Raw genomic sequence first — 14,946 nt, forward strand, 5'->3', positions numbered from 1 at the left:
ACCCCCGCGCAGGATGCGGGGGCGGGCCCCGCGGGGGAGTCTCCAGACAACTGGAGGTACACGATGGGCTCACTGAAGGTCACTCTCTGTGCCGGGGCCGCCCTGGCGGCGGCGCTCGCACCGGTCGCGCCCGCCGCGTACGCGACCGACGGCGGGGGCGTCTCGGTGTCTCCGTCCTCGCCCGCGCCCGGCGGCGACGTCGAGGTGCGCGTGCCCGACTGCACGGAGAGGACGGCCGTCGCCGTGTCGGCGGCGTTCGTCTCCGAGGCACGGCTGACCGTGGCCGCGGGGGACGGCGTCCTCGTCGGCACCGGCACGGTCCGCTCCGGCATGGAAGCCGGTGTCTACGCCGTGCGGGTCACGTGCGGCGGCGACGCCCGCGAGGGCACCGTCAACGTCGAGCGCCGGCGCCCGGCCGCACCCGCCTCTCCCGCCGCCCCCGTCCACGCGGGCGGCGGCGGCAGTGCCCGGCTGGCCGCCGACGGCGGTGACGAGGCCCGCCCCGAGCCCCCCGGCACCGCGCACACCGTGACCGGCCTGGTCCTCGCGGGCATCGCCGCCGTCGCCGTCGCGCTGCGCGGCGTCCGCAGCCGGAGCCGCGGGACGGACTGACCATGTCCGAACAGGACGCGCGAGGCACCACCGTCCCCGGCGGCCGCCTGGTGACCGGCATCGCCTGGACCGTGCTGCTCCTCGGGCTGTGGCTGTGGGGCCGCGAGGCCACCGACGTGCGCGAGGGCATATCCCGGCCCGCCACCGGCGACATGGCGGCGGCCGGCCGGCCCCCCGACGTACCGCTGCCGCCCGCCCACGCACCCCTCGACGACGCCCGGCCGCAGCGGCTCGACGTCCCCGGCCTCGACATCAGCGCCCCGGTCCTGCCCAGCGGACTCGACGCCCAGGGCGCCATCGAACCACCGCCGTTCGACCGGGCGGGCTCCGTCGGCTGGTACGCGGCCGGCGTCACCCCGGGCGCGGCCGGGACGGCGCTGGTGGTGGGCCACGTCGACACCGAGACCCGGCCCGCCGTCTTCTACGAGCTGAGCACCCTGGAGCCCGGCGAGACGGTCCGGGTGGCCCGCGACGACGGCGGGACCGCCGAGTTCACCGTCGAGGACGTCCAGGTCCTCACCCGCACCGGCTTCGACGCCCAGCAGGCCTACGGCCCCCGCACCACGGGCCGCGCCGAACTCCGCCTGATCACCTGCGGCGGCACCTTCGACCGCACCACCGACAGCTACACGGCCAACGTCATCGTCTCCGCCTACCTCACCGGAACCGGCTCCTAGGGCTGCCTAGCACAGGAACCGGTGCCCGGTCCGGGAACCGCTCGAGTGCCGGAGGCGTATGTCAGGATTGAGCCTCGCAACGCACCCAGGGGGGTTGGATGTACGGCAGCAGGGGGGCCGCGACGTTGTCCACGAGGCGGACGTCGGCGGCGGTGCTCGGCGCGGCACTGCTGCTCGCGGGCTGCTCCTCCTCCGGAGACGGAGAGGACAAGGGCGGCAGCGCGGGCGCCGGGATCACGCAGCAGCCCAAGGAGGCCGACCCGTTCTGGGTCAACCCCGACGGCACCGCCGCGCAGCAGCTGGCGTCGCTGGCCGAGGCCGGCAAGAAGGACCAGGCCGAGCAGATCCGCAAGATCGCCCAGCAGCCGACCGGCGAGTGGCTCAGCCCGGAGAACCCCGAGGAACAGGCTCGTGGCTTCACCGAGGCAGCCGACGAGGCCGGGCGTACCGCACTGCTCGTCCTCTACAACATCCCGCACCGCGACTGCGGCCAGTACTCGGGCGGCGGCGCCGCCGACGGCAACGCCTACCGCGACTTCGTCGACGGCGTGGCCAAGGGCATCGGCGACCGCTCCGCCACGGTCGTCCTGGAACCGGACGCCGTGCTCCACCTGGTGGACGGCTGCACCCCGGACCAGTTCCACGAGGAGCGCTACGCCCTCCTCAACGAGGCCATCGGCAAGCTCGCCGCCCTGAAGAACACCAAGGTGTACCTGGACGCGGGCAACGCCGGCTGGGGCCACCCCGACCAGATCTTCGACCCGCTGAAGCGGGCCGGCATCGACAAGGCCGACGGCTTCTCGGTCAACGTGTCGAACTTCTACACCACCGAGGACTCCATCGCCTACGGCAAGCAGCTCTCCGCCAAGGTCGGCGGCAAGCCCTTCGTCATCGACACCAGCCGCAACGGCAACGGCCCCTACACCGGCGGCAACCCGGACGAGCGCTGGTGCAACCCCCCGGGCCGCGCCCTCGGCGAAACCCCCACGACCAAGACGTCCGACCCCCTGGTCGACGCCTACGTGTGGGTCAAGCGCCCCGGAGAGTCGGACGGCGAATGCAAGGGCGGCCCGAAGGCGGGCGAGTGGTACCCCGACTACGCCTTGAAACTCGCCCAGGGATAACCCGCCTCCAGGGGCGCGGGGCTGTGACATGTGCGGCTCCGCCGCGGGAGCGCGACCAGCCACAGCGCTCCCGCACCCCGAGTCACAACCTGCGGGAGCGCTACGGCACCCTCACCCACTCCGCCTTCGAAGGCGTCCCGTCCCCATCGGTCACGAACATCATGTACCACCCCGACTGAACAAGGTTCTTGTCGCTCGGCACCGTCACCGTCAGCCTGTCCCCGTCCGCCGTGAAGTCCAGCGCGACGGACCGCTGATCCACGTCCGTGACATGTGTTGAGGCGCTCGGCCGGATCAACCGCACCTTTTTCACCGTCGACGCCGCCCGCGAGGTGAACGTCCCCGACTCCCCCCGCGCGATGGTCTTCGGACCGCCGGACAGATCCGGCCGCGAGTCCCGGTAGAGATACGGCGGCGTGTAGATCTCGATCCGCTGCTCGAACTCGCCCGGCTTGGTGTTGGCCTTGTCCGCGTAGAGCGAGTCCGACCCGAAGAACATCAGGCGCCCGTCGGGCAGCAGGATCGAACCGGAGTGGTAGTTCCGGCCCACCAGCGGATCGGCCACCCGCTCGAAGTCGTTCGTGTCCGGGTGGTACATCCGGGCCTGGAGGATGTTGGAGTCACCGCGGCCCCGGTAGTCCTCCGAGCCGCCGGAGACCAGCACGCTGTCGTCCGGCAGGACCGAGGCCTGCGGGTAGCGGGTGCCCTTCTCCATGGCCGGCCCGTCCACGAACCGCGGGTCGTCCGCCTTCAGGTCGATGATCCGGGTCTTCTCGCTGGAGAGCTTGGACTCGCCGACCCCGCCACCGCCGATCACCATGTACTTCTCGTCCTGCGCCGGCGGCAGCAGCACCGTGTTCGCGGTCTCCAGCATGTTGGCGTCGCTGAGACCGGGCACCTTGGTGAACTTGTTGGTCTCCACGTCCCAGATGCCCGGGTCGCGGCCCACGTCGTCGGGGCCGTAGCCGGCGTTCGCGCCCGAGTAGAAGATCTTGCCGTTCTGCATGAGGAACAGCGCCGGGTACGTCGGGAACTGGCGGACCTTGTCGGTGTAGGTCCACTCCTTGGTCTCCGGGTCGTAGACCTCGTTCTTGCCCGGGACCAGCTGGCCGATGTCGTCGAGGCCGGAGACGCTGAGGACCTTGCCGTCGCTCAGGGTGGTGAGCGTCGGGTACCAGCGGGCCTCGTGCATCGGGTCGACCTTGATGTACTTCTCGGCGACCGGGTCGAACTCGAAGGCGTCCCGGATCCCCTGGAAGTCCTTCTTGTCGAGGGCGAGCTTCTGCGCGATGCCGTAGGTGTTGCGCGCGTCCGTGCCGGACAGGCCCTGGACGCGGTAGTTGTCCTGCGTACCGGTCTCGTACTTGGCGCCGCTGCGCTGCGCCTCGACGTAGATCCGGCCGAGGCCCGGGTCGTTGCGCACGAACGCGCCGGTCTGCGGGTCGAAGACCTTCTTGGCGCGGGGCACCAGGACCGGGTCCTTCGAGACGAAGGTCTTGCCGTTCTCCTTGCCGGTGAACTTGGTGCCCGCCGGCAGGGTGATCGGCTGGTCCGGGTTCTCGTTGTGGACGATCATCAGGCCGCCGGCCTTGGTGACGTCGCCCTTGAGCTTCTCGTACCGCTTGGTGCCGCCCGCGATCAGCAGGTTGCCGTTGGCGAGCTGGGTGTGGCCGGTGCAGAACAGGTCGGCGGGCGTCGGCACCTTCTTGATGGTGCCCTTGACGGGGTCCCAGATCCGGGTGTCGAACTTCTTGTCGTCGAAGTTGTCCTGGTTGTTGCCCGACCCGGCGACGAGCAGCACCTTGCCGGTGCGCAGCAGCGCCGCGTGGATGGTGTTCTGCCGGTACTTCTCGGGGAACTCGACGATCTCCCACTTGCCGTTGGCGGCCTTGTACTCCGGCTGATTGATCTTGTACTGGTGGTATTTCTCGGTTCCGAAGCGGTAGAGCCACGGTCCGTTCATTCCGGCCAGCGCTACTACCACCGCCGTACCTATCGCGAAGCGACGGGCGCGGCGGCGGCCGGCACGGTCTTTCATTCCTTACGTCCCCCAAGTCCACCAAGGGCGATCTGCATGGTCTGGTCGTCGCCCCCGTCGGCGGGGGCTGCCCAGCTGGGCTTCTGCTGCGGCGCGTGCGGTGCGTGCGGTGCGTACGGCGCGTACGCCTGCTCGGGCGCCATGTGCTGCGGCGGGATCCCCGGCGACGGCTCGGCGGCGACGGCCGGCGGCCGCTTCTTCGCCTTCCGCAGTTCGTGGCGCCAGGCGAACATCGGCGACGCGGTGATCAGCAGCGCGAACGTCGCCCAGATGATCATGGCGGGGTGGGAGTGCCCGAGGGCGAAGCCCGCGGTGATCGAGCCGGCGAAGATCACGATGAAGTACCAGTGGTACCGGAAGGTCCCGAACAGGGTGTCCGGGCTGGCCGAGTCGCCCTTCGGGGTCACCACGAACTTGCTCTTGCGGCGCAGCACGGAGTCGATGAGCGCCTTGGCGTACAGCGGCGCCGACAGCGCGGACATGATCATGCCGGCCACACCGCCGGAGCCCTCCGGCTCGTGCGGCGAGACGTTGTGGCGGCGGTTCCAGACGTAGAGGCCGATCTGGAGCGCGGAGGCGTTGCCGTAGAGCATCAGCCAGACCGCGGGGTCGATGTTGACGCCCGAGGCGCCCAGGCCCAGGAACAGGCAGCAGCTCAGCGCCGCCAGGATCCAGTTCAGGGCCGACATCGGGTAGAAGATGATCATCATCGTGTAGTTGAAGAGCTTGCTCGGCGGCAGCGAGTACCAGCCCTTCCAGTACTGCTTGAGGATCGTCTCGTACGTCCCCCGCGACCAGCGCATCTGCTGGGTGAAGAAGTCCGTCCAGGCGTTCGGGCCCTCGCCCACCGCGAGCACGTCCGGGGTGTAGACCGAGCGCCACTTGCGGCCCGTGGCCGGGTTCTTGTGGCGGTGGATCTCGAAGCCGGTCGCCATGTCCTCGGTGATCGAGTCGTACAGCCCGCCGATCTGCTTGAGCGCGCTGATGCGCACCGCGTTCGAGGTGCCCACGAACATGGGGGAGCCGTACCGGTTGCCCGCGCGCTGGATCAGCGCGTGGAAGAGGAACTGCTGCGACTCGGCGGCCTTGGTGATCGGGTTGTCGTAGTTGCCGTAGACCTGCGGGCCGATGACGAAGCCGACGTCCGGGTCGCGGAAGAAGCCGAGCATCCGCTCCAGGTAGTTGGGCAGCGGCACGTGGTCGGTGTCGACCGAGGCGAAGAAGTCGTAGTCGCTGCCGTGCGCGTCCAGCCAGGCGTTGTAGTTGCCGTGCTTGGTCTTGGCGCGGTGCGGGCCCTTCTTCCGGTTCCACTTGGAGACGCCCTTGCGGGAGAAGTGGTGCACGCCCAGGCGCGCGCAGACCTCCTTCACCTCCGGGTCGTCGCCCTCGTCGAGGAGCCAGACGTGCATCAGACCGCGGTGGCGGATCCGCACGGCCGCCTCCAGGGTCTTCGTCACCATCTCCAGCGGCTCCTTGCCGGGCACGAAGGAGGTGAGGAAGGCGACCCGGGTGCCGGTCTCGGGCACCACCGGGACCGGGTCGCGGGCGACCAGGGTGGCGTGCGCGTTCGACAGGACGTTCAGGCAGCGGAAGAGTTCGATCAGGCCGATCGCCACGAGCATCACGATGTCGAGCGTGGGCAGCCAGTCGAAGGCGGGGTAGTCGCGCTCGGTCCAGTGCGTGGGCTGGAGCAGCCAGACCAGCAGCACCACCGACAGCAGCGGGGCGGCGGCCAGCATCAGCGCGACCCGGACGCGGTGCGGCTCCTGGGATATCAGCGAGCGGTACTGGACCTTGTACGGCTGGTGCGGGTCGGGCTGGGTGAGGGGGCCCGCGAGGCGGCTGTAGTGCTCGTAGTCGTACTTCGGCAGGGTCTTGCGTATCCGGCGGAATGAACCGGTGTTCCAGGTCCGATGCCCGGGCACCCTGAGCTGGGTGGTCTGTGACGGGTCGTGGCCCTGCCCGTCGCCCGTCGGCGTCGACGTCATGTGTTGTCCCCCCACACGCGGGTCATGCGTGTTTCGTTGGTCCTTGCCTGCAACGGCCCCCCTCGGCCGACACACACCTTATATAGACATGGAACGAGAGCCCCCGGTTGCATGACGCCCCTCGGCGTCCGGCCCCCCGAACCGGACCAGGTTTCTACGGTGATCGTCATGATCGCAAGGCGTTCGGAGCCCGGATACGCCGAAGGCCCCCCGTGTGATACGAGGGGCCTTCGGCCGTCTGTGCGCCGCCAGGGACTCGAACCCCGGACCCGCTGATTAAGAGTCAGCTGCTCTAACCAACTGAGCTAGCGGCGCCTGCTGACCTGCGCAACTCTACCCGATGCCGGAGGGTGCTCCGCACCACCCGGGAGTTCGCCCCGAGGGGTCCCGTTACATCATTCGGACCGTCAACATGCGAATAAGGAGACCAGTTGAGAAACTGACGGACATGTACCGAAGTGCACCGCCGCGGACATTTCGATCGGGAGTGTGAGGGGAATCGCATGGAGACTCCCGTATTCGAGGAATTCGATGCCGCGAGCGACTGCGACTGCCCCGGTTGCCGTCACCGGACGAGCGTCCCCCCGCATTCCCCGACGGGCCGGCGCACGGTGATCGTGGCCACCGCCACCGCCGCCGCACTGGGCGCGAGCGGTGCCGCCGCGCTCCCGGCCGCCGCCCACGCACCCCTGCGACCGGGCGTCCCCGCAGCCGACGAGCCGGACACCCCGCAGGGTGCCAGGGCCCCGCTGCACGGTCCGGCGGGCCGGCCCGCCCCCGCGCCCGGCGCGGAGCTGGCCACCATCAGCCGTACGGAGATCATCAACCGGGCCAGGACCTGGGTCACCGCGAAGGTGCCGTACAGCATGACCGACTACTGGTCCGACGGATACCGGCAGGACTGCTCGGGCTATGTGTCGATGGCCTGGAAACTGCCGACGAACGAATGGACCGGAAGCCTCGGCACGGTCGCCGACCGGATCACCAAGAGCGAACTCCAGCCCGGCGACATTCTGCTCTTCCACAACACGTCCGACCCCCAGAAAGGCTCCCATGTGGTGATCTTCGGCGGCTGGACGGACGGCACGCGCACCGCCTACACGGCCTACGAGCAGACCCCGCCCAACGCCCGGAAGCTCGCCACGCCCTACGCCTACTGGAGCAATTCCGCGAAGTACCTGCCCTACCGCTACAAGGGCGTCGCGGCGAGCCCGGTGAGCACGACGGGCGGGGCGCAGGCCGCGGCCTCCGGCTACCCGGGGGCGTCGTCCTTCGGGCCCGGCGCCAACAACCGGCACGTCACCGAGCTGGGCCGGATGCTCGCCGCCCGCGGCGCCGGACGCTTCTACTCCTCCGGGCCCGGTCCCCGCTGGTCGGAGGCGGACCGCAGGGCGACCGAGGCGTTCCAACTGGCCCAGGGCTGGCGGGGCCGGGAGGCCGACGGACTGCCCGGTCCGGGTACCTGGCGGCTGCTGACCGAGGGCCGCGGCAAGGACGTCCCGGCCGCGGCCACGGGCCCCGCCTCGCACGGGGTGGCCGGCTATCCGGGCCGGGCGGTGTTCCGGCCGGGTGCGGAGAACCCGTACGTCACCCGGCTCGGCGAGCGGCTCGTGCGGAAGGGGTTCGGCAGGTACTACACGACCGGGCCGGGTCCGCGCTGGGGTGAGGCGGACCGGCGGGCCGTCCAGGCATTCCAGCGCACCCAGGGCTGGCGCGGTGGCGCGGCGGACGGCTATCCGGGCCCCGAGACCTGGCGGCGGCTCTTCTCGTGACCGCCCGCCCCGAGGTGATCACCCGTTCATGAGGCGTCTGGCGCGGAGGCTGGAGCACACATGAGTACGACATCGTCAACGAACCCGCAGGGCACGGCCCCGGCCGCCGCCGGTCCCTCGCCGGCCGCGGAGCCCGGCCACCGGGCCGCCCGGCTGATCCGGAACGAGGCCACCACCGAGATCCCCGTCCACCTGCTGTTCCGCGACGACCCCGATCCGGCGCCGGTGCCGTTGCGGCCCGCGGTCGTCGGCCGTCGGCAGGGCACCGGCGAGCAGCCCCGGACGCGGCGGCCAGAGGCGGCGCGACCGCGTCCGGTACCGCAGGTCGACCCGGAGCTGACGGAGCGTCCGGCCCGGGTGCTGCCCGGCGCGGCGGGTGTGGCCGCCGGGTTCTGCGGGGCGGCCGGGTGCGCGGTCACCTCCTGGTGGGCCGGGGTCGTACCGCCGCTCGCGGCCCAGGCGCTGGGGCTGCCGGCGTACGCCGGTGCCGGGCTCGGGCCCGCGCAGTGGGCGGCGTACGCGGCCGCCGGGGCGCTCGGGATGTTCGGGTTCGGCGGGCTGGCCCGGGGCCGGACCGGACGGGCCTGGGTGCTGGGGCTGTTCGGCCGCTACCGGGGGACCGTCCGGCGCACCGGCCTGATGTGGGTGAACCCGCTGCTGCTGCGCCGCCGGGTCGACGTGCGGCTGCGGCACTGGCGCAGCGAGCCGATGCCCGCGGCCGACGGCAACGGGGTCGCGCTGAGGGCGGTGACGCTGGTGGTGTGGCGGGTGCGGGACACCGCGAAGGCCACGCTGGGCGTCGAGGACCACGAGACGTATCTGCGCGAGTGCGTCGAGGCCGCGCTGGCCCGGGTCCCGGTGGAGCCGCTGGGCACGGTCCGCAGCTCGGCCGACGTGGCCGGCGACACCCTGACCCGGCTGGTCGCGGCGGACGCGGCACCGGTCGGCCTGGAGGTCTTCTCGGTGCGGCCGGTCCGGGTGGAGTACGCCCCGGAGGTCGCCGCCGCGATGCACCGGCGCCGGATCGCCGCGCTGGACGCGGCGCAGCGGGCCAGCGTGCTGACCTCGGTCGTGGACTCGGTGGAGGACACGGTGACCCGGCTGACCGTGCGGGGGCTGGTCGAGCTGGACGACTACGAGCGCAAGATGCTGGTCAAGGACCTGACGGTGGCGTTCTGCGCGGGGCGTGGGGACGCCGGGCACTGAGGGGCGAGCGGGTTCCGCTATTGGTATGGACATGTTCAACTAACGGCAATAATCTGAGACTTGGTCTAGACCTGCACGGCTCGCTGAACTTCCCCACACGTCACAGGAGCAGCAGTATGCGCACAAGGACCAAGATCTACGCCGCCGCGGTGGGTATGGCGACCACCGGAGCCCTCGTTCTCTCGTCCGGCGGCGCCACCGGTCACGGCTACACCGACCTGCCCGTCAGCCGGCAGAAGGTGTGCCAGAACGGCACCGTCACCGGGTGCGGCTCCATCCAGTGGGAGCCGCAGAGCGTCGAGGGCCCCAAGGGCTTCCCGGCGGCCGGGCCGGCCGACGGGAAGATCTGTTCCGCGGGGGTCGGCTCGTTCGCCCCGCTGGACAGCCCCAAGCAGCCCAACGGTCAGGCCTGGCCCACCACCAAGGTGAACGGCGGGCAGAGCTACACCTTCCGCTGGCAGTTCACCGCCCGGCACGCCACGACCGACTTCAAGTACTACGTCACCAAGTCGGGCTGGAACCAGAACCACAACCTGGCCCGGTCCGACCTCAACCTGACGCCGTTCTTCACGGTGCCCTACAACAACCAGCAGCCGCCGGCCACGCTCTCCCACACCGGCACCCTGCCGTCCGGGCTGAGCGGACGCCACGTGATCGTCGCGGTCTGGACGATCGCCGACACGGGCAACGCGTTCTACGCGTGCTCGGACGTCACCTTCTGATCGGGCGGAACGAGCAAGGTCCCCCTCGCCTGGGCGAGGGGGACCTTGTACTGTGCGCCGCCAGGGACTCGAACCCCGGACCCGCTGATTAAGAGTCAGCTGCTCTAACCAACTGAGCTAGCGGCGCATGACTCCCGCCGTCCGCTTCCCGCGGTCGGCGACGACGAAAATACTACCCGGTCCCGGGGGGTGCTCCCGACCACCGCGGCGCGAGCTAGATCGTCAGCGACAGCAGTACCGGTGCCGCGTTCCGGTTCAGCTCGTCCGCCGCCTCGCGCAGGCGGTGCGCCTGGTCCACCGGGAGCGACAGGGCCAGGCAGCCCACGGAGGAGCCGGCCGTGATCGGGACGGCCGCGCAGACCGTGCCCACCGCGTACTCCTGGAGGTCGAGGACCGGCACGGTGGGCGGCTGGGACTCCAGCCGGGACATCAGGAGCGCGTCGCTGGTGATGGTGCGCGAGGTCAGCCGTGCCATCCGGTGCCGGGCCAGGTGGTCGCGGCGGCCCGCGTGGTCCAGCTGGGTCAGCAGGCTCTTGCCGACCGCGGTCGCGTGCGCCGAGACCTTGAAGTCCACCCACTCGTTGACCTTCGGCGTGGCCGGGCTGTCGGCGTACTGGGTGACGCTCACCTCGCCGTCGACGTACCGGCTGATGTAGACGGCGGCGCCCACCGAGTCGCGCAGCCGGTCCAGGGTGCGCTGGAGCTTGTCCCGCACCGCCTGCTCGCGTCCGTCGGCCGAGCCCAGGCGGGCCAGGGCCTCACCGGTGACGTACGCGCCGTCGGCGGTCTGCTCGACGTAGCCCTCGCGGCGCAGCATGCGCAGGAGCGCGGTCAGCCGCTCCTGGTCGAGACCGGAGCCGCGGCCGAGTTCGGCGGCGGTGACTCCGGAGGTGTGCCGCGTCACCGTCTCCAGGACACGCAGGGCGTCCTGGGCCGAGTGGTGCGGCGCGGTCGGCCTGTGCTGCAGCGCCACGGTGGTCTCCCCCTGCGCTCGCTGGTGCATCCCGGCTATCACGATAGCCGCCAAGACGCCTCTCGTGAGGGCGTGTTGACCGGATTTCGGGGCCCCCATCTGCGGCGCAGACCCTCTGGCACATGCCAATGGCCTGCCCCAACGTTCCGACCTCGGACGTTGGGGCAGGCGCACCGTGCAATTACAGGACCGCGCTGAGAAACTCCCGCGTCCGGTCGTGCTCCGGCTCGCTGAAGATCTTCTCGGGCGGGCCGGCCTCGATGACCCGGCCCGAGTCGAACATCAGCACCTGGTCCGAGATGTCCCGGGCGAAGTTCATCTCGTGGGTCACGCACAGCATGGTGATGTCCGTGCTGCGGGCGATGTCCCGGAGCAGGTCGAGGACGCCCGCGACCAGCTCGGGGTCGAGCGCCGAGGTCACCTCGTCGAGGAGCAGCACCTTCGGCCGCATCGCCAGCGCCCGGGCGATCGCCACCCGCTGCTGCTGACCGCCGGAGAGCTGGGCCGGGTGGGCGTCGCACTTGTCGCCGAGGCCCACCATGTCGAGCAGCTCCCTGGCCCGCTCCACCGCCTCGTCCTTGGACAGGCCGAGCACGGTGACCGGCGCCTCGGTGATGTTGCGCAGCACCGTCATGTTCGGGAACAGGTTGAACTGCTGGAACACCATCCCTATCTGCTTGCGCACCTCCCGACGCTCCTTCTCGGTCGCCGGGAACAGCTTCTGCCCGTCCACCGTGATCGTGCCCTCGTCGGGCTTGAGCAGCGTCATCAGCAGCCGCAGGATCGTCGTCTTGCCCGAGCCGGACGGCCCGATCAGGGTGACGTGCTTGCCCGCGTCCACGGCGAAGTCGAGGTTGTCGAGGACGGTGTTGTCCCCGAACCGCTTGGTGACCCCCTCCAGGCGGATCAGCTCGGAGCCGCCTCGCTCGGGGCTTTTCTCGGGGTTGGGAAGAGTGTCAGTGGACAAGGCGTCGCTCCAGGGCTCGCAGGGCAAGGGAGGCCAGGTAGGAGATGATGATGAAGGCCACACCGATCACCGTGAGGGGCTCGGTGAACTGGAAGTTCTGCTGCGAGAACAGCCGGGCCTCGCCGAGCATCTCCAGCACCGTGATCGCCATCAGCAGCGGCGTGTCCTTGAGCATGGAGATCACGTAGTTGCCGAGGGCGGGCACCACACGGCGGATGGCCTGCGGCAGGATGACCGCCGTCCACGTCCGCCGCAGCGGCAGGTTGAGCGCCGTCGCGGCCTCCCACTGGCCGACCGGCACCGCCTCGATGCCGGCCCGGTAGACCTGCATCGTGTACGTCGAGTAGTGCAGGCCGATGGCGACCACACCGGTGGTCAGCGCCGAGAAGGTGATGTTCCACTCGGGCAGCACGTAGAAGAGGAAGAACAGCTGCACCAGCAGCGGGGTGTTCCGGATGAACTCGGTGACGATGCCGATCGGCCAGGTCACCCAGCGGCTCGGCACCCGCATGAGCAGCGCCCACACCAGGCCCAGGCCGAACGAGACCAGTGAGCCGAGGACCAGGATCTGCAGGGTGACCAGCAGACCGTCCCAGAAATGCGGCATGAAGTCGGAGACCGCGCTCCAGTCCCAGTTCACGACACACCACTTCCCTCGGGCACCGGCACGGCCGCCGTCTTCTTCCGCGGTGCCTTGCCGACACCCGCCTTGAGCTTCTTCTCCAGGCCGCGCATCACGCGCGTGAGCAGGAAGGCGATCACGAAGTAGATCAGCAGGATGTACGTGTAGATCTCGGCGCTCTCCTGGAGCGCGAGGCGCACCAGGTTGCCGCTGAAGGCCAGGTCACCCATGCCCATGATCGAGACCAGGGCGGTGCCCTTGAGCAGCTCGATCAGCAGGTTGGAGAACGGCGGGATCATCTCCGGCACGGCCTGCGGCAGCATGATCAGCTTCATCCGCTGCCAGGGAGTGAAGCTCAGCGCGATGCCGCCCTCCCGCTGCGCCGGGTCGACCGCGGCGAGCGAGCCGCGCACGATCTCGGAGCCGTACGCCCCGTAGGTCAGGCCCAGCGCCAGCGTGCCCGCCCACATCGGCACCAGCTGCCAGCCGAAGGCCGGGGGCAGCACGAAGAACACCCAGAAGATCATCACCAGCGCGGAGGTGCCGCGGAACACCTCGGTGTAGAAGCCCGCGAGGAAGCGGACGATCCACAGCCGGTGGGTGCGCGCGATGCCGACCACGAAGGAGACGGCGGTCGCCAGCAGGGTGCTGAAGAAGAGCAGCTGGATGGTGACCCAGACGCCCTGGAGTACGAGTTCCCACAGTCCCGAGGTCATCCGCCGCACAGCTCCTTCGCGGTCAGATCGGTCATCTCGTTCTCGGTGAAACCGAAGGGCTTGAGGATGCGCAGCAGTTCGCCGCTCTTCTTGAGCTTCTGCAGCTCGACGTTGAAGGCGTCCCGCAGGTTGGTCTCGTCCGGGCGGAAGGCGAAGCCGCCGCCGTCGACGTGCGGCTTGCCGTCGACCAGGGGCGCGAACGCCTCGGTCGCCTCCGCCTTGCTGGACTTCTTGACCACCTCGCGGACGGTCAGCGCCGTCCCCGCGAAGACGTCCACGCGCCCGGATTCGACGGCGTTGAGGCCGGCCACCTGGTCGGGGACGATCAGGATGTCGTCCTCCTTGTACCCGTGCTCCACCGCGTAGGCGATCTCCGCGTAGCCGGTGCCGGTCGCGAACTTGGCCTTCTTCTCGACGACGTCCTTGTAGTCGCGCAGCCCGAGCGGGTTGCCCTTGCGCACGATGTACGCGTCGAGCATCTGGTAGTCGGGGTCGGAGAAGATGACCTGCTGGCAGCGTTCGGGGTTGATGTACATACCGGCCGCCACGACGTCGAACTGCTGCGACGCCAGCCCCGGGATGAGCGAGCCGAACTCCGTCGGCACCGGCTGCACCCGGTCCACTCCGAGGCGCTTGAAGATGACCTTGGCCAGCTCCGGTGCCTCGCCGGTCAGCTCACCGTTCTTGTCGATGTAACCGAAGGGGATCTCGCCCGCGATGCCGAGCCGGGCGACGCCCTGTGCCCTGAGCCGGTCGAGGAGGTCACCGCCCTCCACGTCGGACGCGGTGGCCACCCGCGAGCAGCCGGCCGCCCCCAGTGCGCCGAGCGCCGCGACCCCCGCGAGCAGCGACCGGCGTGTGGGCCCGGCTGTCCTGGACCTTTGGTCGGATATACCCCATGGCGGGGTTCTGTGTGGTGGAGCCATGGGCGCGCAGCTACCCGAAGGGGGAAGGGTTATGCCGACTGTTTTCAGTCCGATACCTCGGCCCGGCGCCCTTGACCGCGGGGCCGCGGGGCACTGCCATGGAGGCATGGCTGATCGCTACATCGAAGTCTCGCTGGTCAAGCGCGGAATCACCTGCACGGCCCAACTGCTCGACGACCGGGCCCCGATCACCTGCAAGGCCGTCTGGGACGCCCTCCCTCTCGGCAGCGACGTGTATCACGCCAAATACGCGCGCAACGAGATCTACGCCCTCTTCCCGCCCTTCGCGACATCCGAACCACCACTGGAGAATCCGACGGTAACGCCCATTCCGGGCGACCTCTGCTACTTCGCCTTCGCCGGCGCCGAATTGGGCACCAAGGCGTACGGCTACGACCGGGAGGTCCGCGCGGGCACCACCCTCGTCGACCTCGCCCTCTTCTACGAGCGCAACAACCTCCTGCTCAACGCCGACGTCGGCTGGGTCCCCGGCACCGTCTGGGGCCAGATCGTCGAGGGCCTGCCCGCGATGGCCGAGGCCTGCAACGACCTGTGGCGCACCGGGGCGGCGGGGGAGACCCTCAGCTTCCGCCGCGCGTAGGC

At 70.2% G+C, this 14,946-nt stretch carries 14 protein-coding genes and 2 tRNA genes; 7 read left to right on the plus strand and 9 right to left on the minus strand.

The genetic code is table 11. The features are described 5' to 3' along the window. Positions 1–63 precede the first annotated feature (63 nt). The 3 genes from ACZ67M_RS00910 (at position 64) to ACZ67M_RS00920 (ending at position 2,413) form a co-directional block, all read left to right on the plus strand. Positions 64–612 carry a hypothetical protein gene (locus ACZ67M_RS00910; protein ID WP_469849040.1) on the plus strand — a complete coding sequence of 183 codons (549 nt, stop codon included), beginning with the start codon at positions 64–66 and terminating at the stop codon, positions 610–612. Positions 613–614: 2 nt separating this feature from the next. After that, a complete protein-coding gene (locus tag ACZ67M_RS00915; protein WP_469849042.1) occupies positions 615–1,289 on the plus strand; it encodes a class F sortase in 675 nt (224 codons plus the stop codon). A 98-nt stretch (positions 1,290–1,387) separates the two neighbouring features. Beyond that, a complete protein-coding gene (locus tag ACZ67M_RS00920; protein ID WP_361354083.1) occupies positions 1,388–2,413 on the plus strand; it encodes a glycoside hydrolase family 6 protein in 1,026 nt (341 codons plus the stop codon). A 100-nt stretch (positions 2,414–2,513) separates the two neighbouring features. Here the strand turns inward: ACZ67M_RS00920 and glxA are convergent, their stop codons facing one another. From glxA to ACZ67M_RS00935, 3 genes are all read right to left on the minus strand, one after another. Continuing rightward, on the minus strand, positions 2,514–4,451 hold the full coding sequence (gene glxA / locus ACZ67M_RS00925; RefSeq protein ID WP_469849045.1) for a radical copper oxidase GlxA: 1,938 nt from the start codon (positions 4,449–4,451) through the stop codon (positions 2,514–2,516). Further along, entirely contained in the window at positions 4,448–6,439 is a 1,992-nt protein-coding gene (locus tag ACZ67M_RS00930) for a glycosyltransferase family 2 protein (RefSeq protein ID WP_469849047.1), read from the minus strand. Before ACZ67M_RS00930 ends, glxA begins: the two co-directional genes overlap by 4 nt. Before the next feature lie 241 nt (positions 6,440–6,680). Then, positions 6,681–6,754: transfer RNA gene (locus ACZ67M_RS00935), tRNA-Lys, on the minus strand. 188 nt (positions 6,755–6,942) lie between these two features. Here ACZ67M_RS00935 and ACZ67M_RS00940 point away from each other — a divergent pair. From ACZ67M_RS00940 to ACZ67M_RS00950, 3 genes are all read left to right on the plus strand, one after another. After that, positions 6,943–8,211 carry a peptidoglycan-binding protein gene (locus ACZ67M_RS00940; protein WP_469849049.1) on the plus strand — a complete coding sequence of 423 codons (1,269 nt, stop codon included), beginning with the start codon at positions 6,943–6,945 and terminating at the stop codon, positions 8,209–8,211. Positions 8,212–8,271: 60 nt separating this feature from the next. Further along, the gene (locus ACZ67M_RS00945; RefSeq protein ID WP_361354095.1) at positions 8,272–9,417 is read left to right on the plus strand and encodes an SPFH domain-containing protein; all 1,146 of its coding nucleotides are present in this window, start codon (positions 8,272–8,274) and stop codon (positions 9,415–9,417) included. 116 nt (positions 9,418–9,533) lie between these two features. Then, a complete protein-coding gene (locus ACZ67M_RS00950) occupies positions 9,534–10,139 on the plus strand; it encodes a lytic polysaccharide monooxygenase auxiliary activity family 9 protein (RefSeq protein WP_361354098.1) in 606 nt (201 codons plus the stop codon). Between the two features lie 53 nt (positions 10,140–10,192). On the opposite strand, the gene ACZ67M_RS00955 is transcribed toward ACZ67M_RS00950, so the two are convergent. The 6 genes from ACZ67M_RS00955 to ehuB all read right to left on the minus strand — a co-directional run bounded on the left by ACZ67M_RS00955 (position 10,193) and on the right by ehuB (position 14,343). Further along, positions 10,193–10,266, minus strand: a tRNA-Lys gene (locus ACZ67M_RS00955). A gap of 87 nt (positions 10,267–10,353) precedes the next feature. Next, positions 10,354–11,112 (minus strand): IclR family transcriptional regulator, encoded by a 759-nt coding sequence (locus ACZ67M_RS00960; protein WP_361354101.1) that lies wholly within the window; start codon positions 11,110–11,112, stop codon positions 10,354–10,356. 181 nt (positions 11,113–11,293) lie between these two features. Continuing rightward, the gene (ehuA, locus tag ACZ67M_RS00965; protein ID WP_361354104.1) at positions 11,294–12,079 is read right to left on the minus strand and encodes an ectoine/hydroxyectoine ABC transporter ATP-binding protein EhuA; all 786 of its coding nucleotides are present in this window, start codon (positions 12,077–12,079) and stop codon (positions 11,294–11,296) included. Beyond that, entirely contained in the window at positions 12,069–12,719 is a 651-nt protein-coding gene (gene ehuD, locus ACZ67M_RS00970) for an ectoine/hydroxyectoine ABC transporter permease subunit EhuD (RefSeq protein ID WP_355831147.1), read from the minus strand. Before ehuD ends, ehuA begins: the two co-directional genes overlap by 11 nt. Beyond that, positions 12,716–13,417, minus strand: a complete 702-nt coding sequence (gene ehuC, locus ACZ67M_RS00975) for an ectoine/hydroxyectoine ABC transporter permease subunit EhuC (protein ID WP_361354107.1) — start codon at positions 13,415–13,417, stop codon at positions 12,716–12,718. Before ehuC ends, ehuD begins: the two co-directional genes overlap by 4 nt. After that, positions 13,414–14,343, minus strand: a complete 930-nt coding sequence (ehuB, locus tag ACZ67M_RS00980; protein WP_202558750.1) for an ectoine/hydroxyectoine ABC transporter substrate-binding protein EhuB — start codon at positions 14,341–14,343, stop codon at positions 13,414–13,416. Before ehuB ends, ehuC begins: the two co-directional genes overlap by 4 nt. A gap of 106 nt (positions 14,344–14,449) precedes the next feature. On the opposite strand from ehuB, the gene ACZ67M_RS00985 reads away from it, so the two are divergent. Beyond that, positions 14,450–14,944, plus strand: a complete 495-nt coding sequence (locus tag ACZ67M_RS00985) for a DUF3830 family protein (RefSeq protein WP_122619917.1) — start codon at positions 14,450–14,452, stop codon at positions 14,942–14,944. Positions 14,945–14,946: the final 2 nt, after the last annotated feature.

The sequence above is a fragment of the Streptomyces sp. NPDC107500 genome (genome assembly GCF_055582785.1).

Coding starts and splice junctions, on each gene's coding strand:
- ACZ67M_RS00950 (WP_361354098.1), top strand. CDS start 9,534: ATGCGCACAAGGACCAAGATCTACGCCGCCGCGGTGGGTATGGCGACC.
- ACZ67M_RS00940 (WP_469849049.1), top strand. CDS start 6,943: ATGGAGACTCCCGTATTCGAGGAATTCGATGCCGCGAGCGACTGCGAC.
- ACZ67M_RS00920 (WP_361354083.1), top strand. CDS start 1,388: ATGTACGGCAGCAGGGGGGCCGCGACGTTGTCCACGAGGCGGACGTCG.
- ACZ67M_RS00910 (WP_469849040.1), top strand. CDS start 64: ATGGGCTCACTGAAGGTCACTCTCTGTGCCGGGGCCGCCCTGGCGGCG.
- glxA (WP_469849045.1), bottom strand. CDS start 4,451: ATGAAAGACCGTGCCGGCCGCCGCCGCGCCCGTCGCTTCGCGATAGGT.
- ACZ67M_RS00915 (WP_469849042.1), top strand. CDS start 615: ATGTCCGAACAGGACGCGCGAGGCACCACCGTCCCCGGCGGCCGCCTG.
- ACZ67M_RS00945 (WP_361354095.1), top strand. CDS start 8,272: ATGAGTACGACATCGTCAACGAACCCGCAGGGCACGGCCCCGGCCGCC.
- ACZ67M_RS00930 (WP_469849047.1), bottom strand. CDS start 6,439: ATGACGTCGACGCCGACGGGCGACGGGCAGGGCCACGACCCGTCACAG.
- ehuC (WP_361354107.1), bottom strand. CDS start 13,417: ATGACCTCGGGACTGTGGGAACTCGTACTCCAGGGCGTCTGGGTCACC.
- ehuB (WP_202558750.1), bottom strand. CDS start 14,343: ATGGCTCCACCACACAGAACCCCGCCATGGGGTATATCCGACCAAAGG.
- ACZ67M_RS00985 (WP_122619917.1), top strand. CDS start 14,450: ATGGCTGATCGCTACATCGAAGTCTCGCTGGTCAAGCGCGGAATCACC.